Origin of the sequence: Luteococcus peritonei (assembly GCF_039526385.1) — a bacterium.
Taxonomy (GTDB): domain Bacteria; phylum Actinomycetota; class Actinomycetes; order Propionibacteriales; family Propionibacteriaceae; genus Luteococcus; species Luteococcus peritonei.
Map to the genome: position 1 here is coordinate 69,285 of NZ_BAAAIX010000001.1, position 20,827 is coordinate 90,111.

Here is a 20,827-nt window from a genome sequence, read left to right on the forward strand (position 1 = left end):
GGGTCCTGCCCGGTCCCGGGAGGCCGTCATGGCTGATCCCTTCGTGCACCTGCGGGTGGCCTCGGGCCACTCGCTGCAGTACGGCGCCTCCCATCCCGAGGAACTGGTCAACGCCGCCGCCGCCCAGGACATGGACACCCTGGCCCTGACCGACCGCGACGGGCTCTACGGCGCGGTCCGCTTCGCCAAGGCCTGCCTGCGCACCGGCGTGGCCCCGGTGGTGGGGGTGGACCTCGCCGTCCCGTTCAGCGTCGACGACCCGCAGCACCCGGCCCATGCCCCCGCCGCCCCACGGCGCAGCGCCGCCCGGGGCGGCACGTTGCGCGATCCCCGGCTGCCGCGCGTGGTGGCCATGGCCACCTCGCGCTCCGGCTGGGGCAGCCTGTGCCGGCTGACCACCGCCACCCATCTGGCCGGCGAGCGGGGCCGGCCGGTGAGCACGCCCGAGCTGGTGGCCTCACACGCCCAGGCGGGGGACCTGCTGGTGGTGCTGGGGGCCGACTCCCAGTTCGGCCTGGAGGTGGCCCGCGGCCGGCGTCGGGAGGCCACCCGGGAGCTGCGCCGCTGGCTGGACCTGGTGGACCCCTCCCAGCTGGTGGTGGCGGTGACCAACCACCAGGTGGCCGGCAGCGGGGTGGGGAGCGCCCGGCAGGCGGGCGGCATGCTGGCCATCGCCGACGAGCACCGCCTCACCGGCATCCTGACCAACCAGGTGCGGATGGTGGAGCGTCGCCAGGCCACCACGGTGGACGTGCTGGACGCCGCCCGCCGGCTGGTGCCGCTGGACGCGCGCAATGTGGACCGGCGCAATGCCGAGGCCCACCTGAAGACGGGCAAGCAGATGTTGCAGGTGGCCCAGGAGGTGGCCCGGCTGGCCGGGCGCGACGAGCGCGGTGCCGAGTGGCTGCTGGCCGACACCCGTACCACCGCGGTGCGCTCCCGGCTGGATCCGCGCGCCGACATCGGCCTGGGCGAGATCCACCTGCCCGAGTTCGAGACCCTGGGCACCACCACCGAGCAGGCGATGGCGGTGCTGCGGCAGCGCTGCGAGGCCGGCATCGCGGCCCGCTACGGCGCCGGCTCGCAGGCCGTGCTGCAGCGCCTCGACGAGGAGCTGGACGTGATCGCCACGCTGGGCTTCGCCTCCTACTTCCTCACCGTGGCCGACGTGGTGGAGCTGATCGGTTCGATGGGCATCCGCTGCGCGGCGCGCGGCTCGGGCGCCGGCAGCCTGGTCAACTACCTGCTGGGCATCTCCGGGGTGGACCCGATGGCCTACGGGCTGGTGATGGAGCGTTTCCTGTCGCCGCTGCGCCAGGCGCTGCCGGACATCGACCTGGACGTGGAGAGCGCCCGTCGTACCGAGATCTACGAGCGCATCCTGGAGGTCTTCGGTGGCCGGCGGGTGGCCTGCGTGGCGATGCTGGAGACCTACCGGGTGCGCCATGCGGTGCGCGACGTGGCGGCCGCGCTGAGCCTGCCGCCGGCGGAGGCCGATGCCATCGCCAAGGCCTTCCCGCACATCCGGGCCCGCGACGCCCGCAAGGCCTTGCGTGACCTGCCCGAGCTGCGCGCCGCCGGCCTGGCGGAGCGTCGTCTGGAGGTGCTCTTCGAGCTGGTGGAACAGCTCGACGGCCTGCCCCGCCACGTCGCCCTGCATCCCTGCGGGGTGCTGCTGAGTGATTCCACGCTGGGCGACCGCACCCCGCTGGAGGCCAGCTTCGGCGGTTTCCCGATGAGCCAGTTCGACAAGGACGACGTGGAGGACCTGGGCCTGCTGAAGCTGGACGTGCTGGGCATCCGGATGCAGTCCTCGATGGCGCACGCGCTGGCCGAGATCGAGCGCACCGAGGGCAGCGCGCCCGACATCGACGCACTGGCCCCCTTCGACGACCCGGAGACCTACGACATGATCGGCCACGCCCAGACCCTGGGCTGCTTCCAGATCGAGTCGCCCGGCCAGCGCGAGCTGGTGGGCAAGTTCGGCCCCACCACCTTCAACGACATCATCATCGACATCTCGCTCTTCCGCCCCGGGCCGGTGAAGTCGGACATGGTGGTCCCCTTCCTGAACACCCGGCAGGGCTGGTCACCGCCGCGCTACCTGCACCCCTGCCTGGAGCCGGCGCTGGCCGAGACCGGCGGGGTGGTGGTCTTCCACGAGCAGGTGATCAAGATCATCGCCGCCACGACCGGCTGCACCCTGGCGCAGGCCGACGAGGCCCGGCGGGCGCTGGGCGACCCGGCCGGCCAGCTGGACGTCAAGGAGTGGTTCGGCCCGCTGGCCCTGGCCCGCGGGATCGAGCCGGAGGTGGTGCAGCGCATCTGGCAGGTGCTGGAGTCCTTCGCCAGCTTCGGCTTCTGCAAGGCGCACGCCGCGGCCTTCGCGCTGCCCACCTACCAGTCGGCCTGGCTGAAGCGGCACCACCCGGCCCACTTCCTGGCCGGTGTGCTCACCCATGACCCGGGCATGTACCCCAAGCGGCTGGTGCTGGAGGAGGCACGGCGGATGGGGATCCGGGTACTGGGGGTGGACGTGAACGCCTCCACCGGCGCCTACCACGTGGAGCGGCTGGCAGACCTGGATGAGCCCGGGGACCAGGCGGAAGGCGAGGAGCTGTTCCCGGATGATCCCGGGCCCGATGGCTTCCGGCCCCCGGACGGGCTGCCCGACGCCAGCGCCTGGGGGATCCGGCTCTCGCTGGCCGACGTGAAGGGCATCAGCGAGGTGGAGCTGGCGCGGATCGTGGCGGGCCAGCCCTACACCAGCCTGAGCGACTTCTGGGCCCGGGCGCAGGTGCAGGCCTCGCTGGTGGAGAACCTGGTGCTGGCCGGGGGCTTCGACCGGATGTACGGGGTGGGCCGGCCCAGCGCCGTGCTGCGCCGGGGGCGGCTCACCCGTCGTGACCTGCTGCTGGCGCTGGCCGACCTGCGGCGCACCGCGATGGCCGATGCCCGGGCCGCCAGCCGGGCCCGTGGGCTGCGACGCAGTCGACCGGCGGCGGTGGCCGGTGACGACCCGCGTGACCTGGCCCGACGCCAGGCCAGGGGGGAGGTGGTGCCGGGCCGGGCTGCGGAGCGGGGGATGGCCGGGGTGCAGCTGGCGCTGCCGCTGGACGAGCCCGACCAGGAGCAGCTGCAGCTGCAGGAGGAGCTGCCGCCGCAGCTGCGGGTGCCCACCGACGTGGTGGCCACCGGCCTGCCGGAGATGAGCACCAGCCAGCGGCTGGCCGCCGAGCTGGAGATCCTGGGCATGGATGCCAGCCAGCACGTCGTCGACTTCTACCGCGAGCTGCTCGACGAGCTGGGCACCACGCCCTCCACCGAGCTGCTGCGCCATCGCCAGCAGGCGGACCTGCTGGTGGCCGGGGTGAAGGTGGCCACCCAGACGCCACCGGTGCGCAGCGGGCGACGGGTGGTCTTCCTGACCGTCGACGACGCCACCGGCCCGGTGGACGCCACCTTCTTCGAGGACGTGCAGGGCCCCTATGCCAACACGGTCTTCAACTCCTGGCTGCTGGTGGTGCGCGGCGAGCTGCGCCGCACCGGTCCGCGGGGGGTCTCGCTGCGGGCCACCGGCGCCTGGGACCTGCAGGTGCTGCACGGACTGTGGAGCGAGGCGCTGGCCGCTGGTGCCAGCCGTCGCGAGGCGCTGGCGGCGGTGCTGGCCGTGATGGACGAGGTGCCCGAGGGCTTCGCGATGGTGGGGGAGCCGCTGGCCCCGGCCCGGCTGGGCGAGCAGCGCCCGCAGGCCGAGGGACAGGAGAAGAGCCGTGCCGGCGGGATGGGCCGGCGCCGGGTGCTGGTGCACGCCAGCGGCTTCGCCCAGTCGCCCTATGCCGACGTGCAGCCGGCCGGCCTGCCCGCCGGCCAGGCGCCCCGCAAGCTGTGGCACTCCTCGCCCGGAAGCTCGGGCCGATGAGCGCCGGGGGCTCGGTGGGTCAGGTGGATGGTGGAGCGCAGTCGGCACGGCGCGACGCAGGAGCGCCATCGGGTGCCGCGCGGAGCGCAGGGACAGGTTTGTCGGCTCCGCTCCAGAGTCGCTCCGCAGACAGGGGGATCGCTCCCCCTGGGCAGGGCGGAGCGCAGTCGGCACGGCGCGACGCAGGAGCGCCATCGGGTGCCGCGCGGAGCGCAGGGGGTTCCAGGGGGATCGCTCCCCCTGGGCATCAAGACCGCATCGTGCTGCACGTGGACATGGACGCCTTCTATGCGGCGGTGGAGCTGGCGCGGCATCCGGAGCTGGTGGGGCGCCCGATGTTCGTGGGCGGGGCGCAGCGCGGGGTGGTGCTGAGCGCCAACTACGAGGCCCGCAAGTACGGCATCGAGGGCGGGATGAGCTCCACCCGGGCACGGCGGCTCTGCCCGCAGGCGGTGGCGGTGCCACCGGACTTCGACACCTATTCCTTGGTGAGCAAGGGGGTCTTCAAGATCTTCGAGACCATCACCTCGCAGGTGGAGGCGGCCAGCATCGACGAGGCCTTCCTGGACATCACCGGCTCGGTGCGTCGACTGGGTGATCCGGCCGCGATCGGGGAACGGTTGCGGGCCCAGGTGGCCGACGAGCAGCAGGTGGCCTGCTCGGTGGGCATCGCCCCCACCAAGTTCGTGGCCAAGCTGGCCTCGAAGCAGGCCAAGCCGGACGGGCTGGTGCTGGTGCGCCCGTCGGAGGTGGTGGACTTCCTGCACCCGTTGGCGGTGGAGAAGATGTGGGGCGTGGGGGAGGCCACCGCCGCGAAGCTGCACCAGCTGGGGCTGTTCACCATCGCGGACCTGGCGCACACCCCGCGGGCCACCCTGCAGCGGGCCTTCGGCGCGCACCAGGGCGGGATGCTGCACGACCTCGCCTGGGGTCGTGACCAGCGCCGGGTGGTTCCGGACAGCCAGGAGCGCTCGATCGGGGCGCAGGAGACCTTTGCCCGCGACACCGACGACCCCCAGCTGGTGCGCACCGAGCTGCTGCGGCTCAGCGCCCGCACCGCCTCGCGGATGCGTCGCGCCGGCCTGCTGGGACGCACGGTGACCATCTCGGTGCGCTTCAGCGACTTCACCACCATCACCCGTTCGGGCACCCTCACCTCGCCCACCGATGTCACCGACGAGGTCTTCGACTGCGCCTGGCGCACCTTCGGGCGGCTGAACCTGCAGCGCGCCCGGATCCGTCGGGTGGGGGTGCGGGTGGAGGGCCTGGTGGAGGCCTCGGAGGCCTTCCAGCAGCTCCCGCTGGACGCCCCGGACAAGGGGATGCGGGAGGTGGAACTGGTGGCCGACGAGGTGGTCACCCGCTTCGGTCCCGCGGCGGTGCAGCGGGCCAGCCTGACGCGTCGATGAACTCTGCGTCCGGGTCTTTTCCCGTACCGGCGCCCGACCTACACTGGTCCCACCGACGGCCACCGAGGGCCTCGGACCGGCAGAGGAGATGGCCATGGCGCTTTCTGAGCAGGAGCAGAGGCTGTTGGCCGAGCTCGAGGCCTCGCTCGCTGCCGACGACCCCAACCTCGCCAGCACCCTGCGCGGCGAGCGGCCCCGCACCCCGGTGGCCCGACGCCGCGTCGGCCTGGCCGGCCTGGGTTTCGTCGTGGGCCTGCTGGGCCTGGTCGGCGGCATGCAGGTGCACCCGGTGGTGAGCGCCCTGGGCTTCGTGGTGATGCTGCTCAGCGTGCTGGCCGGCTCCGGCATCCTCAACGGCCGACGAAGCCCCCCTCCCGAGGCGCAGCGCACCGCCCCGGTGGACAACCGCCGCGGCACCCGGTTGGACGACCGCAGCTGGCGTCCCCAGAACGACGGCCGCTGACGCCACCTCCTCCAGACACTGGGCACGACGAAGGCCTCCACCCGATCGGGTGGAGGCCTTCGTCATGTCGACAGTCCGGGGCGGGGAGCACCGGGATCACGCCTGGTCGGCCGGCTCGTCGCCACGATCCAGTGGTTGGTCCGTTTCGGGGCCGTCGGCCTCGAAGCGGTCGTCGTCGTGCGCCAGCGGGCTGGCGCTGCCGTCGTCGGGCCGCGGGCCCTGGTCGCGCTGGGCCGCGGCGCGGGCGTCGATGATCTGCTGGCCCGCCCGGCTGAACTGCTCGTGGTCGGTGGCCTGCTGCCGGCGGGCCTGCTCGTCCTCGATCACCTCGTCCTCGTCGCGGGCGCGGGGCTTCGGCGTGAGCCGCTTGGCCGCCCGGGCCCACAGCGAGCGGGGCAGCAGCAGCGCCAGCAGGCGCTCGGAGAAGGAGGCATCGGTGCGCAGGTCGGTGCGCAGCTGGCGCACGTCGGCGGCCACGTCGCCCACCTCGCCCATCTCGCGGGCGTAGCGGGAGCGCTCGACGGCCAGCGAGAGCCGGCCCAGGGCATCGCTGCCCTCGTCGGTGAACAGCGGATCCACCGTGTCGGCCACCTCGCGCGGTGTGCCGTGGGGCCAGCGGTGGCCGTGGTCCACCAGGCTGTCGCGCAGCTCGCCCCAGGCGCGGGCCACCCGCAGCGGGGCGGCGGCGTCGGGGTTGAGCCGGCGACGGCGCACCAGCAGTCGCACCAGGGCGGGCAGGCCCAGCACCAGCAGGGCCAGGGCGGCACCGCCGAGCCAGGTCAGGATCTGGCGCCAGGGCAGTCCGCCGTCGGTCGCCGGGGCGGGCTTCGGGCTGGCGCTGCTGGCCGAGGCGCTGGGGCTGGCCTTGCTCGGGCTGGGGCTGGCGCTCGCGGAGGGGTTGCCGCCGGAGGCGCTGGCGGAGGGCAGCGGGCGCACCTGCTCGTTGACCAGCGACCACTCGGGCTGCTGGGCCACGCGGCTGGTGGGCTCGAAGCGCACCCAGCCGTAGCCCTCGAAGTAGAGCTCGGGCCAGGCGTGCATGTTCGAGGCCTTCACCTCGTAGTGGTCGCCCACCTTCTCGCCCGGCAGGAAGCCCACCGAGACCCTGGAGGGGATCCCCTCGATGCGCGCCATCAGCGCCATGGTGGAGGCGAAGTGGACGCAGTAGCCGGCCTTGTCCTTGGTGAGGAAGTTGACCAGTACGTCGAAGCCGTCACCGGGCGGGGCGGTGGTGGAGTAGGAGAAGTTGCGCGGGTCGGACAGGTAGCGCTGGATGGCGGCCGCCTTGAGCACCGGGGTGCCGGCGTCCTTGGTCACCTGGTGGGTGATGTCCAGGATCGGCTTCGGCACGTCGGCCGGCACCTGGGAGGTCACCTTGTTGTCCGGCGGCGTGCCGGGCTGGGCCAGCGTGAAGTTCTCCGCGCCCGGGTCGTTCAGGGTGCTGGTGACGGTGTAGGTCTTGTCGCGGATCGCCTCGGTGCGGTCCTTGTCCAGGGTGGAGATGATGGCCAGCGAGAGCGGGTCGTGGCGCCAGCGCCCCTCCGCGTCGAAGGACTGCGGGGCGTAGGGGGCCGGCAGGTACTCACCGCCCAGGTCCTTGACCTGGATCGTGGTGGTGACCTGCTCTCCCTGCTGGGACAGCCCGGGCGGCACCGGCAGGGCGCCGTCGGCCAGCTTCACCGGGGCCATGTGCCAGCCATCGGCGTCCATCACGGTGAGCGAGGCGGTGCGCAGGTAGAGTGGCTGGTCGCCGCTGTAGCTCAGCACGACGCGGTCCACCGGCAGGTTCAGGTTCTTCGACAGGTCGATGCTCGGGTCGGCCATCTGCAGCGGACCGCTGCCACGCGGGCGGGCGGACTCGATGTCCAGCGAGCCGAGCCGCGGCACCACGGAGCCGAGCAGCAGGGCCAGCGCCAGGGTGGGGACGGCCACCAGGGCGGCCAGTCGCAGGGCGCTGGAGGTGGAGTGCGGCTTGTGCGCCGAGTCACGGGCGATGTTGCGGGTCCACGAGGCATTGGTGTTGATCGCATCGACGGCCAGCACCATCAGGTAGGCGGCGCCCAGCAGGATGAAGACCGGCCAGCGCACGTCGTGGTCCAGGGCCAGCGCGGGCACCAGGTAGAGGGCCAGCAGCGGGGCCAGCATCCAGGCGGGGGAGAGCAGGGTGAGCACCAGCATGTCGGCCAGGATCGTGACCAGGCCCACCAGCACCACCATCACCCAGCGGACGCCGGGCTGGAAGCCCATCGGCGCGGTCTCCATCCGGATGTGGATCACCGAGGAGTTCCACAGCTGCCACAGGCCCGACAGGCCCTGGGCCCCGGCGGGCTGCGAGTACAGGCCCAGGCCGACGGCCAGGGCCACCAGCACCAGCAGCTGCACCAGGTGGACCAGCCAGCCGGGCAGCTCGAGGCGGCGCAGCACCAGGGAGACGCCCTGCAGCAGGCAGATCGCCACGGCGGCCATCCACCAGAAGGAGCGGTCGACGGTGAGCGGCGTCAGGCTGGCGCTGCCCAGCACCATCGCGGCGGCGACGGCGATCGCGAGTCGGTCGGTGGTGCGCATCAGGAGGCCCCTCCCCGTCGTTCGAGTTCGGCCCAGGCCTCGGAGACCGAGCTGCCGCGGCGCACCTGCACGACGCGCCACTGGGCCTCGGCGAGCTGGTTGACGCACTGCTGGTGCAGCTCCATCACCTCGGGCTCGGCGCGCAGGCCCCGGATGGTGAAGGAGTCCACGTCGAGCACGATGGCTAGGCCGACGGTGCGGCCGCGCCGGGCGGTGGCCAGGGCGGTCACGTCGTCGGGGGTGAGCCGGCCCAGCACGGCCACCAGCATCTCGCCCTGGCGCTGGCTGTTGGTCTCCAGCGCCGACTCCAGGGTCTCGCGGTGCGAGAGGTCCTCGTCGGTCATCGCCAGCAGGACGGCCTCCCGGGCTGCGAAGGGGTCCTCGGCGCTGGCGGCGGGCACGGCGCCGTCGGCGTCCACCATGCCGAGCCGGAAGCCGTTGGTGATCAGGTGGTGGGCGATCGAGGTGGTGGCCGAGACGGCCCACTCGAAGCTGGCGGTGCGGCCGCTGCCGGCATGGCTGGTGGAGCGGTTGTCCAGCAGCAGGGTGACGCTGGGATCCCAGGCCTGCTCCTCGCGACGCACCATCAGCTCGCCCTTGCGGGCGGTGGAGCGCCAGTGGATGCGGCGCACGTCGTCGCCGTCGCGGTACTCGCGCACCAGCACGTCGTCCTGGCCCACCAGGCCGATCCGCTGCGGGGTGGACTCTCCGGAGGCGTTGTTGCCGCTGGCGGTGCCCATCTGGCCCAGCGGCTCCACCGCGGGGGTGACCAGCACCTCGTTGGAGGCGCGGAACTGGCGGTCGATCTGGGCCAGGCCGAAGGGGTCGACGGCGCGCACCAGCAGCGGTCCGACGCGGTAGCGGCCGCGGGCCAGGCCCATCAGGGGATAGGTCAGCTCGCGGGTCCAGTCGCCGGCGAAGGTGTGGATGGTGAAGCGGGGGCGCCGACCCAGCTCGCGGGGCACGGTGTCCTCGAAGCGCAGCAGGCCCACCGGGAGGGCACCGGCCTTGGTCAGCGAGAGGCTGGCCTCCATCCGCTCGCCGAGCGTCACCCGGGGCGGTTCGATGGTGCGCTGGCTCACCAGGTGCAGCCGCGAGCGGCCCACCACCATGATGGCGGCCAGCGGCAGCAGCACCAGCAGGACGAAGACCCAGGCGAGGTCACGCTGGCCGAAGGCGATCGAGGCGCCCAGGCCCAGCAGGCCCAGCAACAGGAAGGCCCGGCCGCGGCCGGTGAGCACGCGCCATGACGTGGCGATCAAGAATTCACCTTCGGTCGGGGATGGCGACGGTGGCCACCGCGGCGTCGATGATCTCGTCGACCGTGCGTCCGGCCAGCTGCGCCTGCACCGAGGGCAGCACGCGGTGGCCCAGCACGACGCCGGCCAGGGCCTGCACGTCGTCCGGGATGGCGTAGTCGCGGCCCTGCAGGGCGGCCTGGGCGCGCACGGCCCGCAGCAGCTGCAGGCTGGCGCGCGGCGAGGCACCCAGGCGCAGGTCCTTGGAGGTGCGGGTGGCCGAGACCACCGCGACGATGTAGTCCTTGACCGCCGGGGCCACGTAGACGTCCTTCACGACGCCGATCAGCTCGACGATGGTCTGCGCGTCGGTGACCGGCTGCAGGGCGGCCAGCGGATCGGTGGCGCCGTGGGAGTCGAGCATGTCCAGCTCGGAGGCGCGGGTGGGGTAGCCCATCTCGATGCGGGCCATGAAGCGGTCGCGCTGGGCCTCGGGCAGCGGGTAGGTGCCCTCCATCTCGATGGGGTTCTGGGTGGCGACCACCATGAAGGGTGCGGCCAGCGGGTGGGTCACGCCGTCATTGGAGACCTGGCGCTCGGCCATCGCCTCCAGCAGGGCGGACTGGGTCTTGGGGGAGGCGCGGTTGATCTCGTCGCCCACCACGATGTTGGCGAAGATGCCGCCCGGCTTGAACTCGAAGCTGCGGGTGTCCTGGTTGTAGACGCTGACACCGGTGATGTCGCTGGGGAGCAGGTCAGGGGTGAACTGGAGGCGTCGCACGCTGCAGTCGATGGAGCGGCCCAGGGCCTTGGCGAGCATCGTCTTGCCGACGCCCGGCACGTCCTCCACCAGCAGATGGCCCTCCGCCAGCAGCACCGCCAGGGCGATGTCGATCTGCTCGGTCTTGCCCTCGATCACGCTCTCGATCGCGGTTCGGACCCGGCCCATCACCTCGACCACGTCGGACAGGCTGCGGCCGGCTTCCAGGTTCTGCTCCACCGGTTCTCCTCAACGTCGGGCTCCGCGGTCGCGGGCCGTGGATGACTCGGTCTGATGACCAAGCGCGCTCCGACCCTACCGCGCGAGCCCAAGCCGGACGGTATTCGCGGGCCGCGTCTGGGCAACCTGAAGAAACTGCCAGGTGGGGGTCCCGGGGAGTGAAAGGTATTGGAAGTGGGGCGTAGTGGAGTATTGTGGAGCCAAATGGAGGAGATCGGCACGATCGTGGAGCGAGTGGAGGTGGCCAGGTGTTCCTGGGTACCCACACGCCAAAGCTCGACGAGAAGGGCCGTTTCTTCCTGCCGGCGAAGTTTCGCGACGAGCTGGCCGACGGTCTGGTGATCACCAGGAGCCAGGACAGGTGTCTGGCGATCTACCCGACCGCGACCTTCGTCGAGATGACCCAGCAGGTGAGCACCGCTCCGACGACCCTGAAGCAGGTCCGCGACTTCCAGCGCATGCTGGCGGCCGGGGCCTCGGACGAGACGCCGGACAAGCAGGGACGCGTGACCATCCCCCCGCAGCTGCGCAGCTACGCGGGACTGGACGGACAGGTGGTCGTGGTGGGTGCCATCAACCGGGTCGAGGTCTGGGACGTCGCCGCGTGGGAGGAGTACTCCGCGCAGCAGGAATCGGTCTTCGCCGAGATGAATGAAGAGGTCTTCCCCGGCATCTAGCCGAGGACGACGACGGTAGGCGGATTGTGCCGCGAGGCTTCAATCCGGGGTCCCGACCCCTGGCTCACCTTCCCCGGTGCCAGGCGTCCTTCCCAGGGCTCCGGGTTGAAACCCCGAGGCACAAACGCGGGCTCGCGGACAGCGTGCACGCAGCGCACGGGCACGACGGGCAACTGATGGGTGGGGTCGCATGGGCGAGGACATGACGGTGGCTGGCGCTGCCGATCCTGCGCGCATCCATGTCCCGGTGATGCGCGAGCGCATCATCGACCTGCTCCGTCCGGCACTCCAGGCGCCCGGCGCCGTCCACGTCGACGGCACGCTGGGCATGGGAGGCCATGCCGAAGCCGTGCTGGAGGCCTGCCCCACCGCGCGGGTGGTGGGCATCGACCGTGACCCCGACGCGCTGGCCATCGCCGGCGCCCGGTTGGCCCGTTTCGGGGACCGCTTCACCGCCGTCGAGGCCGTCTATGACGAGCTGCCCGAGGTCCTCCAGGAGCTGGGGATCGAGCAGATCAACTCCATGCTGCTGGACCTGGGGCTGTCCAGCCTGCAGATCGACCGGCGCGAACGCGGCTTCGCCTATTCCGTCGACGCCCCGCTGGACATGCGGATGGACGGCAAGCAGGGCCTCACCGCGGCCGACGTGGTCAACAGCTACGAGCCCCGCGAGCTGGTGCGGATCCTGCGCGTCTACGGTGAGGAGCGCTTCGCCGACCGGATCGTGCGCGCCCTGGTGGCCGCCCGCGAACAGGAGCCCTTCGAGCGCTCCGGCCGGCTGGTGCAGGTGATCGGCGACGCCATCCCGATGGCGGCCCGCAAGAGCGGCGGGCATCCCGCCAAGCGAACCTTCCAGGCGCTGCGCATCGAGGTGAATGCCGAGCTGGAGGCCCTGGAGGGCGTCCTGCCGGCAGCACTCGACGCGCTGGCCGTGGGCGGCCGGCTGGCCGTCCTGGCCTACCACTCCCTCGAGGACCGGATGGTCAAGACCGTCTTCCGCGAGGGATCCACCGACAAGGCCCCGAAGAACCTGCCTGTCGTTCCCGAAGGGATGCGTGCGGAACTGATGTTGTTGACCCGAGGGGCCGAGAAGCCCGGCGACGACGAGGTCCAGAGCAATCCCCGGGCGGCATCAGCCCGACTGCGGGTGGCAGAGCGAATCAGGAGGACGGCATGAGTGCCCTGCTAGCCCCCCTCGAGCGCGCCGAGCAGCGTCCGGCGCGTCCCACCCTGCGTGCCCTCGACGTGCACCCGCTGCGCGTCGGCCGGATCGGCTTCGTGATCGTGCTGCTCACCCTGCTGGGCGCCGGCATGGTGGGCGTGCTGGTGCTGAACACCATGATCCAGCAGCGCGCCGGCGAGGTGACCGCGGTGCAGCGCCAGGCCGACGACCTGGGCTACCAGCAGGCCTCGCTGACCGCCGAGGTGGAGCGGCTGCGCTCCAGCTCCGACCTGGCCGAGCGGGCCTGGCAGATGGGCCTTCGCCCCAACCCCTACCCCGTCTTCGTGCAGCTGGAGACCGACGGCACCGGCCGCGTCGTGGGAGAACCCACCCGCGTGTTCGGTGGCGAGATGCCGAACCAGAAGTACGCCAGCGCCGATGATGTGACCAAGCAGATCGACGCGGCGCGGGCGGCCTACAAGGCCAAGCAGGAGGCCCAGAAGAAGGCCCTCGCCGAGAAGATCGCACGTCAGAAGGCCGAGGCCGCCAGGAAGGCCGAGGCCGCGAAGCAGGCCGAGGCTGCCAGGAAGGCTGCGGCCGCGACCAGGGCCAAGGCCACGCCGAGCGCGAAGCCCACCGGAGGCAACTGATGGTTCCACCCAGCCAGGGACGCGAGCCGCGCGCCCAGCGCCGCCCGTCCGGCGCCGGACGTGCCGGCGGCCCGCAGGCCCGTCGCCCGCAGGGCTCCTCGCACGGAGCCACCCGGCGCCCGGCTCCCCGGCCCGCCACCTCCCAGCGCATCCAGCTGGCCAACCCGGCCCAGCGGCTGCGCTGGCTGCTTGTTGCGGTCCTGATGGCGCTCACCCTGTTCATGGGCCGCGCCTTCCAGCTGCAGGCCTTCGACTCCCAGGCCTATGCCGCCAAGGCCGCCGAGCAGATGACCCACACCGTGGCCCTGATCCCGCAGCGTGGCACCGTCTCCGACCGCTTCGGCACCTCGATGGCCGCCACCATCCCGGCGGTCAAGGTGATCGCCGATCCCAGCATGATCGCCCGCAACGGCGTGGATGCCCGGCGTGAGATGAGCCCGCGCGAGCAGGCCGTGGCCGCGGCGGCCCCGAAGGCCATCGCCACCATCCTGGCCAAGCACCTGGGTGGCAAGCCCGAGCAGTACCTGCCGGCGCTGACCAAGAAGGACGCAAAGGGCAAGTACGTCGGCTACCAGGTGGTGGCCCCCCAGGTGGAGACCAGCGTGTGGAATGCGGTCAAGAAGGACCTGGCCGCGGGCGGGGCCGCCGGTGAGTACAAGACCTCCTACTGGTACGGCCTGTACAAGGAGGACAACCCGAAGCGGATCTACCCCTCCGGCTCGGTGGGCGGCAACGTGGTGGGCGTGATGCAGGGCAAGCAGGGCGTCACCGGCCTGGAGCGCTCGCTGAACGCGGAGCTGACCGGCGTCGAGGGCCGCGAGACCTACGAGAGCTCGGTCTACGGCCGCATCCCGCTGGGCACCAATGTGCTGGTGCCGGCCACCGACGGCTACAACTACACCCTCAGCCTGGACGCCACCCTGCAGCAGGCCACCGAGGCCGCGCTGGCCAAGGGCGTGCGCGATGCGGCGGCCGAGACCGGCATCGCCATCGTGATGAACGTCAAGACCGGCGAGGTGCTCGCCGACGCCTCGCTGCCGGGCTATGACCCGAACAAGATCTCGGCCGAGGCCGCGAAGAAGTCCATGCTGAACCGCTCGGTGGAGAGCGTCTACGAGCCCGGTTCGGTGCAGAAGGTGCTGACCATGGCCGCGCTGGCCGACCAGGGCAAGGTGACCGCGGACACCCGGGTCGAGGTCCCGGCCAAGCTGGCCTCCGGCGGCGGCTACATCCGTGACTCCTTTCCCCACGAGACGCTGCACATGACCGCACGCGGCGTGATCGCCAAGTCCTCCAACATCGGCACCGCCATGCTGGCCCGCACCATGGACAAGGCCACCCTGGTGGACTACCTGGACCGTTTCGGGCTGGGCCGACGCAGCGGCATCGAGCTGCCGATGGAGGCCTCGGGCACCCTGCCCAAGAAGGACCTGGCCGACTACTCGCGTGACCAGGTGGCCTTCGGCCAGGGCCTGGCGGTGAACGCGGTGCAGGAGGCCGCGGCGGTGGCCGGAATCGTCAACGACGGCGTCTACAACCCACCCACCCTGCTCAAGTCGGCCACCACCACCGACGGCCAGTCGGTCAGCCTGCCCACCAAGAGCCCGCGCCGCGTGATCTCCAAGCAGGCCTCCGCGGAGGTCCGCGACATGATGGAGTCGGTGATCCAGCTCGACCCCAGGAAGCGCGAGATCCCCGGCTACCGCACCATCGGCAAGTCCGGCACCGCCGAGCGCCCCGACGGCAAGGGTGGCTACGACGGCTTCACCGCCTCCTTCGTGATGGCCGCGCCCGCCGAGAACCCGCAGATCCTGGTCTACGTGGTCCTCGACAAGCCGCTGACCAACCACCAGGGCTCGCAGAGCGCGCTGCCCGTCACGCAGGAGGTCATGAAGCTGGCGCTGCCGCGCTACGGTGTGCTGCCCTCCAGCACCCCTGCCCCCGACAACCCGATTGAATACAAGCCGTGAGCACTTCCGACGCCTCCCTGCTGAGGCCCTCCGCACCGATCAACCGCCGCCTCGACGAGCTCTTCGAGAGCGACGTGCGCCTGCCCGAGCAGGCCGGCGCCGTCGAGGTCAGCGGCATCACCCTGGACTCGCGCACCGTGCGCCCCGGTGACCTCTACGTCGCGCTGCCCGGCAGCCGGGTGCACGGCGCGCGCTTCGCCGAGGCCACCGTCGCCGCCGGCGCCGTGGCTGTCCTCACCGATCCCACCGGGGCGGAGCTGGCCGCCGCGGCCGGTCTGCCCGTCGTGGTGGCCGACGATGCCCGCGATGCGATGGCGGATGCCGCGGCCACGCTGTTCGGCCGGCCCACCCACGAGCTGATGATGTACGGCATCACCGGCACCAATGGCAAGACCACCACCGCCTTCCTGCTGGAGGCGGCCCTGGAGGCCTGCGGCCGACGGGTGGGCACCATCGGCACCATCGGCTTCCGGCTCGACGGCGCGGAGCTGCCGAGCAACCGCACCACCGTGACCACCCCGGAGTCTCCCGACCTGCAGGCCCTGCTGGCGGTGATGCTGGAGCGCGGCGCCGACTCGGTGGCCATGGAGGTCAGCTCCCACGCGCTGGCCCTGCAGCGGGTGGACCACATCGGCTTCGACATCGCGGCCTTCACCAACCTGGGCCGCGACCACCTGGACTTCCACCCCACGGTGGCCGACTACTTCGAGGCGAAGGCGCGGCTCTTCCAGCCCGAGTGGTGCCGCGTCGCGGTGGTCAACACCGACGACGAGCACGGCCAGGAGCTGGCCCGCCGACTGCGCGAGCAGGGCAGCCCCCGCCTGGTCAGCACCGGCTTCGGCGAGAGCGACCACCGGCTGCTGGAGGTGCGCCCCGAGGGCCCGGGCATGTTCGTGCGCTGCCAGGGCCCCTACGGTGAGCGCAGCTTCACCATCGACCTGCCCGGCGAGCACAATGCCCGCAATGCCGTGATGGCGCTGGCGATGGCCAGCGAGGCCGGCCTGGACGCCGATGCTGCCATCGAGGGGCTGCGTCATGCCCAGGTACCCGGCCGGATGCAGCTGGTCCGCCTGGAGGGCAGCCGCCCCGACGGTCGCGGCGCGCCGCGGGTGCACGTCGACTTCGCCCACACCCCGCAGGCGATCAGCTCCGCGCTGGCCGCCGCACACCCCGGACCGGGAGGCCGGGTGCTGGCCGTGCTGGGCGCCGGGGGAGACCGCGACGCCGCCAAGCGGGAGCCGATGGGCCGCGCCGCGGCAGAGGGCGCCCAGGTGGTCGTCGTGACCGATGACAACCCGCGCAACGAGGATCCCGACACCATCCGGGCAGCCGTGCTGGCCGGTGCCCGCGCGGTGGACGGCGTCGAGCTGGTGGAGCAGGCCGGACGTTCGGCCGCGATCCGCACCGCGCTCTCCCTGGCCGGCCCGCAGGACGTGCTGCTGGTGCTGGGCAAGGGCCACGAGAAGGGCCAGATCATCGCCGAGAAGGTGCACCGCTTCGACGACGTCGAACAGGTGCGCACCATCTGGAATGCGCTGCGACTGGTGGGCGATGCCCCGGCGGCGGAGGAGGACACCGATGCGCAGCACTGAGAGCGCCGAGCTGGCCCGGCTGGCCGGCGGCCGGCTGGAGGGTGACGGACAGGTCCTGGTGGGTCCCGACGTGGTGATCGACGCCCGTCGCGCCACCCCCGGCAGCCTGTTCGTGGCGATCGACGGCGAGCGCGTCGACGGGCACGACTTCACCGGCCAGGCAGCAGCCAACGGCGCCGCCGCGGTGCTGGGCAGCCGCACCACCGAGTCCGAGCTGCCGCACGTCGTGGTGGAGGACCCGGTGGCGGGGCTCAGCGAGCTGGCCCGCTCGCTGGTGGCCCGCGAGCAGCAGCGTGGCATGGTCACCCTGGCCGTCACGGGCTCCTCGGGCAAGACCTCCACCAAGGACCTGCTGGCCCAGCTGCTGGAGGCCGTCGGCCCCACGGTGAGCCCGGTGGGCAGCTTCAACAACGAGATCGGCGTCCCGCTCACCGCCTGCGGGATCGACGAGCGCACCGCCTTCCTGGTCAGCGAGATGGGGGCCCGCGGGCTGGGCCACGTGGCCTGGCTGTGCTCCATCACCCGCCCCGACGTCGCCATGGTGCTCAATGTGGGCACCGCCCACCTGGGCGAGTTCGGCAGCCGCGAGACCATCGCGCAGGCCAAGGGCGAGATCATCGAGGCGCTTCCCGCCGAGGGCTGGGCCGTGCTCAATGCCGACGACCGGATGGTGGCCGGCATGGCGCCGCGCACCGCCGGGCGGCTGGCCTGGTGGACCCGCACCGACTGGGCGGGCCGGCAGGGCACCGCGCCGGCCGGCGAGCTGCACGTCAGCGCCGTCGACGTGGCGCCCAATGACCTGCAGCAGTATGGCTTCACCCTGGTGGTGCGCCGCGACGGCGAGGAGCAGCGCTTTGCCGTGCAGCTGCAGCAGCTCGGCAGCCACCAGGTCTCCAACGCCCTGGCCGCCTTCACCGCGGCGCTGTGCGCCGGTGGCGAGCCGGCGGTGCTGGCCGAGGCGCTGAACGCCGCCACCGCCCGCAGCCCCTGGCGGATGGAGATGACGGTGCGCCCCGACGGGCTGGCCGTGCTGAACGATGCCTACAACGCCAACCCGGACTCGATGCGCGCCGCGCTGGAGACCTTCGCCCGGATCGCCCGGGCCCGTCGTGCCGCCGACCCGGATGTCCGCACCGTCGCCGTGCTGGGCGACATGCTGGAGCTGGGGGAGGGTTCGGACGAGCTGCACCGGGCCCTGGGCCGCGAGGCGGCCGGCCACGGGCTGGAGCTGGTGGCCGTCGGCGGCGAAGCCGAGCAGATGGTGGCCGGGGCCCGCGAGGCGGGGGGACGGGCCGTCGCGATGGACCGCGACCAGGTGGCCCAGGCACTAGCCTTGTCCGGTGGCGACGCCGTGCTGTTGAAGGCCTCGCGAGGAATCGGACTGGAAGTGGTCGCAGAGCAGCTGCTGGCGTCGGACGCGCCGCAGACCGCTCCGACGAGTGGAGATGCGCAGTGAAGAACATCCTGTTGGCCGGGGCGCTGGCCATGCTCGGCACCCTGCTGGGCACCCGGGTGCTGATCGGCTACCTGGTGCGCCAGGGCTATGGCCAGTTCATCCGCGACGACGGGCCCACCTCGCACCACACCAAGCGTGGCACGCCCACCATGGGCGGCGTGGTGATCATCGCCTCGGTGGTGCTGGCCTACTTCCTGGCGCACCTGCTCACCTGGACCCCGGTCACCGCCTCCGCGCTGCTGGTGCTCTACCTGTTCGTGGCGCACGGCGTGCTGGGCTTCCTGGACGACTGGACCAAGATCTCGCGGCAGCGCTCGCTGGGCCTCAAGGGCCGGGCGAAGATGCTGGGCCAGGGCTTCATCGCCGCCTCCTTCGCCGTGATGGCCATCGAGTTCTTCCCGAACCGGCGCGGCATCAATCCCGCCTCCAATGCCATCTCCTTCCTGCGTGACATCAGCTGGCTGGTGCTGCCCACCGTGGTGGCGGTGGTCTGGATCATGCTGCTGATCGCCGGCGCCTCCAATGCCGTCAACCTCACCGACGGGCTGGACGGCCTGGCCACCGGCGCGGCGACCATGGTTTTCGCGGCCTATGCGCTGCTCAACATCTGGCAGTTCAACCAGTGGTGCGGGCGTGAGTCCACCGCCGGTCCGCTGTGCTACGAGGTGCGTGACCCGCACGACCTGTCCGTGGTGGCGATGGCCATGGCGGGTGCCTGCTTCGGCTTCCTGTGGTGGAATGCCAAGCCGGCCAAGATCTTCCTGGGCGACACCGGCTCGCTGGCCATCGGCGCCGGCCTGGCCGGCCTGGCCATCTGCACCCGCACCGAATTCCTGCTGGTGATCCTGGGCGCCCTCTTCGTCATCGAGACCGTCTCGGTGATGATCCAGGTGAGCTACTTCAAGGCCACCGGCGGCAAGCGGGTCTTCAAGATGACCCCGCTGCACCACCACTTCGAGCTGCTGGGCTGGGGCGAGGTCACCGTGGTGATCCGCTTCTGGATCATCTGCGGCCTGGCGGTGGCCGCCGGCCTGGGCATCTTCTACGCGGAATGGGTGGTGGGGCAGCAGTGAGCCTCGACTGGATCGACGACGCCGACCGAACCTCCGACTGGCAGCAGGCCAGGGTCGTGGTGGCCGGCCTGGGCACCTCCGGCTTCGCCGCGGCCGACGGGCTGCTCGAGGTGGGCGCGCAGGTGCGCGTGCTGGACGAGAACGACGATGCCGCGAACACCGAGAAGGCCACCGTGCTGGAGATGCTCGACGCCCGCGTCGAGCTGGGCCGTGGCACCACCACCGAGCTGCCCGACGACGTCGACCTGGTGGTCACCTCGCCCGGCTGGCGCCCCTCGGCGCCGCTGCTGGCCCAGGCCGCCGAGCGCGGCATCCCGATCTGGGGCGAGGTGGAGCTGGCCTACCGGCTGCAGCACCCCGACCGCGTGGTGCCGTGGCTGGCAGTGACCGGCACCAACGGCAAGACCACCACCACCCAGATGCTGGAATCCATCCTGCTGGCCGCCGGGCTGAAGTCCTCGGCGGTGGGCAACATCGGCCGCCCGGTGATGGAGGCGGTGCTCGACGAGACCGCCTACGACGTGCTGGCCGTCGAGCTGTCCAGCTTCCAGCTGCACTGGATGACCCGCGGCGGCCGGATGAGCCCGGCCATGCACTCGGCCGCGGTACTCAACCTGCAGCCCGACCACCTGCAGTGGTACGTCGGCCAGGGCTTCGAGGGCACCGAGCCGATCGAGGCCTACGGCGCCGACAAGGCCCGGATCTACGAGCAGGTGCGCCACAGCTGCGTCTACAACGTCGCCGACCCGGCCACCGAGCGGATGGTCGAACAGGCCGAGGTGGTCGAGGGCGCCCGCGCCATCGGCTTCACCCTGGGCGTGCCCGGGATGAGCATGCTGGGCGTCGTCGACGACCTGATCGTGGACCGCGCCTTCGTGGAGCAGCGCAAGGACTCGGCCCTGGAGCTGGCCCGGATCGAGGACGTGCACCCCGCGGCCCCGCACAATGTGGAGAACGCCCTGGCCGCCGCCGCGCTGGCCCGCTCCTTCGGCGTGAACGCCCGCGCGGTGGGCGAGGGCCTGCGCAACCTGACGCTGGGCGGGCACCGGATCCAGACCGTCGCCGAGCGCGAGGGCGTGGCCTGGGTGGACGACTCCAAGGCCACCAACCCGCACGCCGCCAACTCCTCGATGCGCGCCTTCGACTCGATCGTGTGGATCGCGGGTGGCCAGGCCAAGGGCACCACCTTCGACGACCTGGTGGCCACCCATGCCGACAAGCTGCGTGGCGCCGTCCTGCTGGGCGTGGACCGCGCGGTGGTGGCCGAGGCGCTGGCCCGCCACGCCCCGGACGTCCCCGTGGTCGTGGTCGACGACGCCTCCACCGCGGCGATCCAGGCCGCGGTCCGGGCGGCGGCTAGCATGGCACGCCCCGGCGACACCGTCCTGCTGGCGCCCGGTTGCGCCAGCCAGGACATGTGGAGCGGCTACGACGCCCGCGGCGACGACTTCGCCGCCGCGGTGAAGGCGCTGGACCAGGCCTGATCCGGTCCCCGGCGGGGGCCGACGGGCAGAGCACGACGACAGGAACGAGCAGCAGGTGGCAGCCACGAACCCGGTGGGGGACGACGAGCGCGGCACGGGCCGCGGCCGTCCCGCGCGCCCGGCCGGCCAGGCGCGCAGGCGCCCCGCCGGCCAGCGGTCCACCGGG

Annotated in this window: 14 protein-coding genes; 11 read left to right on the forward strand and 3 right to left on the reverse strand. The window is 72.2% G+C overall.

Annotated features, from left to right (window positions below):
• Positions 1–28: 28 nt before the first annotated feature.
• The 3 genes from ABD073_RS00375 to ABD073_RS00385 all read left to right on the forward strand — a co-directional run bounded on the left by ABD073_RS00375 (position 29) and on the right by ABD073_RS00385 (position 5,794).
• A complete protein-coding gene (locus tag ABD073_RS00375) occupies positions 29–3,922 on the forward strand; it encodes a DNA polymerase III subunit alpha (RefSeq protein ID WP_343871711.1) in 3,894 nt (1,297 codons plus the stop codon).
• Between the two features lie 260 nt (positions 3,923–4,182).
• Complete coding sequence (dinB, locus tag ABD073_RS00380) at positions 4,183–5,331, forward strand: DNA polymerase IV (protein ID WP_343871712.1); 1,149 nt, start codon at positions 4,183–4,185, stop codon at positions 5,329–5,331.
• Between the two features lie 94 nt (positions 5,332–5,425).
• Positions 5,426–5,794: a DUF3040 domain-containing protein gene (locus tag ABD073_RS00385; RefSeq protein ID WP_343871713.1), complete on the forward strand. Its 369-nt coding sequence runs from the start codon at positions 5,426–5,428 to the stop codon at positions 5,792–5,794.
• Between the two features lie 96 nt (positions 5,795–5,890).
• Here ABD073_RS00385 and ABD073_RS00390 read toward each other — a convergent pair whose 3' ends face one another.
• The 3 genes from ABD073_RS00390 to ABD073_RS00400 are packed head-to-tail and all read right to left on the reverse strand — an operon-like array spanning position 5,891 to position 10,546.
• A complete protein-coding gene (locus ABD073_RS00390) occupies positions 5,891–8,359 on the reverse strand; it encodes a transglutaminase TgpA family protein (RefSeq protein WP_343871714.1) in 2,469 nt (822 codons plus the stop codon).
• Complete coding sequence (locus ABD073_RS00395; RefSeq protein WP_343871715.1) at positions 8,359–9,621, reverse strand: DUF58 domain-containing protein; 1,263 nt, start codon at positions 9,619–9,621, stop codon at positions 8,359–8,361. The genes ABD073_RS00390 and ABD073_RS00395 overlap by 1 nt, the downstream gene beginning before the upstream one ends.
• Positions 9,622–9,625: 4 nt before the next feature.
• Positions 9,626–10,546: an AAA family ATPase gene (locus tag ABD073_RS00400; RefSeq protein ID WP_343871779.1), complete on the reverse strand. Its 921-nt coding sequence runs from the start codon at positions 10,544–10,546 to the stop codon at positions 9,626–9,628.
• A gap of 299 nt (positions 10,547–10,845) precedes the next feature.
• On the opposite strand from ABD073_RS00400, the gene mraZ reads away from it, so the two are divergent.
• From mraZ to murD, 8 genes are all read left to right on the forward strand, one after another.
• Positions 10,846–11,274, forward strand: a complete 429-nt coding sequence (gene mraZ / locus ABD073_RS00405) for a division/cell wall cluster transcriptional repressor MraZ (RefSeq protein ID WP_343871716.1) — start codon at positions 10,846–10,848, stop codon at positions 11,272–11,274.
• 202 nt (positions 11,275–11,476) lie between these two features.
• Positions 11,477–12,451 carry a 16S rRNA (cytosine(1402)-N(4))-methyltransferase RsmH gene (gene rsmH / locus ABD073_RS00410; RefSeq protein ID WP_343871780.1) on the forward strand — a complete coding sequence of 325 codons (975 nt, stop codon included), beginning with the start codon at positions 11,477–11,479 and terminating at the stop codon, positions 12,449–12,451.
• Positions 12,448–13,086, forward strand: a complete 639-nt coding sequence (ftsL, locus tag ABD073_RS00415) for a cell division protein FtsL (RefSeq protein ID WP_343871717.1) — start codon at positions 12,448–12,450, stop codon at positions 13,084–13,086. The genes rsmH and ftsL overlap by 4 nt, the downstream gene beginning before the upstream one ends.
• A gap of 155 nt (positions 13,087–13,241) precedes the next feature.
• Complete coding sequence (locus ABD073_RS00420; RefSeq protein WP_386751649.1) at positions 13,242–15,056, forward strand: peptidoglycan D,D-transpeptidase FtsI family protein; 1,815 nt, start codon at positions 13,242–13,244, stop codon at positions 15,054–15,056.
• Positions 15,053–16,648: a UDP-N-acetylmuramoyl-L-alanyl-D-glutamate--2,6-diaminopimelate ligase gene (locus ABD073_RS00425; RefSeq protein WP_455429800.1), complete on the forward strand. Its 1,596-nt coding sequence runs from the start codon at positions 15,053–15,055 to the stop codon at positions 16,646–16,648. The genes ABD073_RS00420 and ABD073_RS00425 overlap by 4 nt, the downstream gene beginning before the upstream one ends.
• The gene (locus ABD073_RS00430) at positions 16,635–18,104 is read left to right on the forward strand and encodes a UDP-N-acetylmuramoyl-tripeptide--D-alanyl-D-alanine ligase (protein ID WP_343871719.1); all 1,470 of its coding nucleotides are present in this window, start codon (positions 16,635–16,637) and stop codon (positions 18,102–18,104) included. Before ABD073_RS00425 ends, ABD073_RS00430 begins: the two co-directional genes overlap by 14 nt.
• Positions 18,101–19,177 carry a phospho-N-acetylmuramoyl-pentapeptide-transferase gene (gene mraY / locus ABD073_RS00435; RefSeq protein ID WP_343871720.1) on the forward strand — a complete coding sequence of 359 codons (1,077 nt, stop codon included), beginning with the start codon at positions 18,101–18,103 and terminating at the stop codon, positions 19,175–19,177. The genes ABD073_RS00430 and mraY overlap by 4 nt, the downstream gene beginning before the upstream one ends.
• Positions 19,156–20,661: a UDP-N-acetylmuramoyl-L-alanine--D-glutamate ligase gene (murD, locus tag ABD073_RS00440; RefSeq protein WP_343871721.1), complete on the forward strand. Its 1,506-nt coding sequence runs from the start codon at positions 19,156–19,158 to the stop codon at positions 20,659–20,661. Before mraY ends, murD begins: the two co-directional genes overlap by 22 nt.
• The last annotated feature ends 166 nt before the right edge of the window (positions 20,662–20,827 follow it).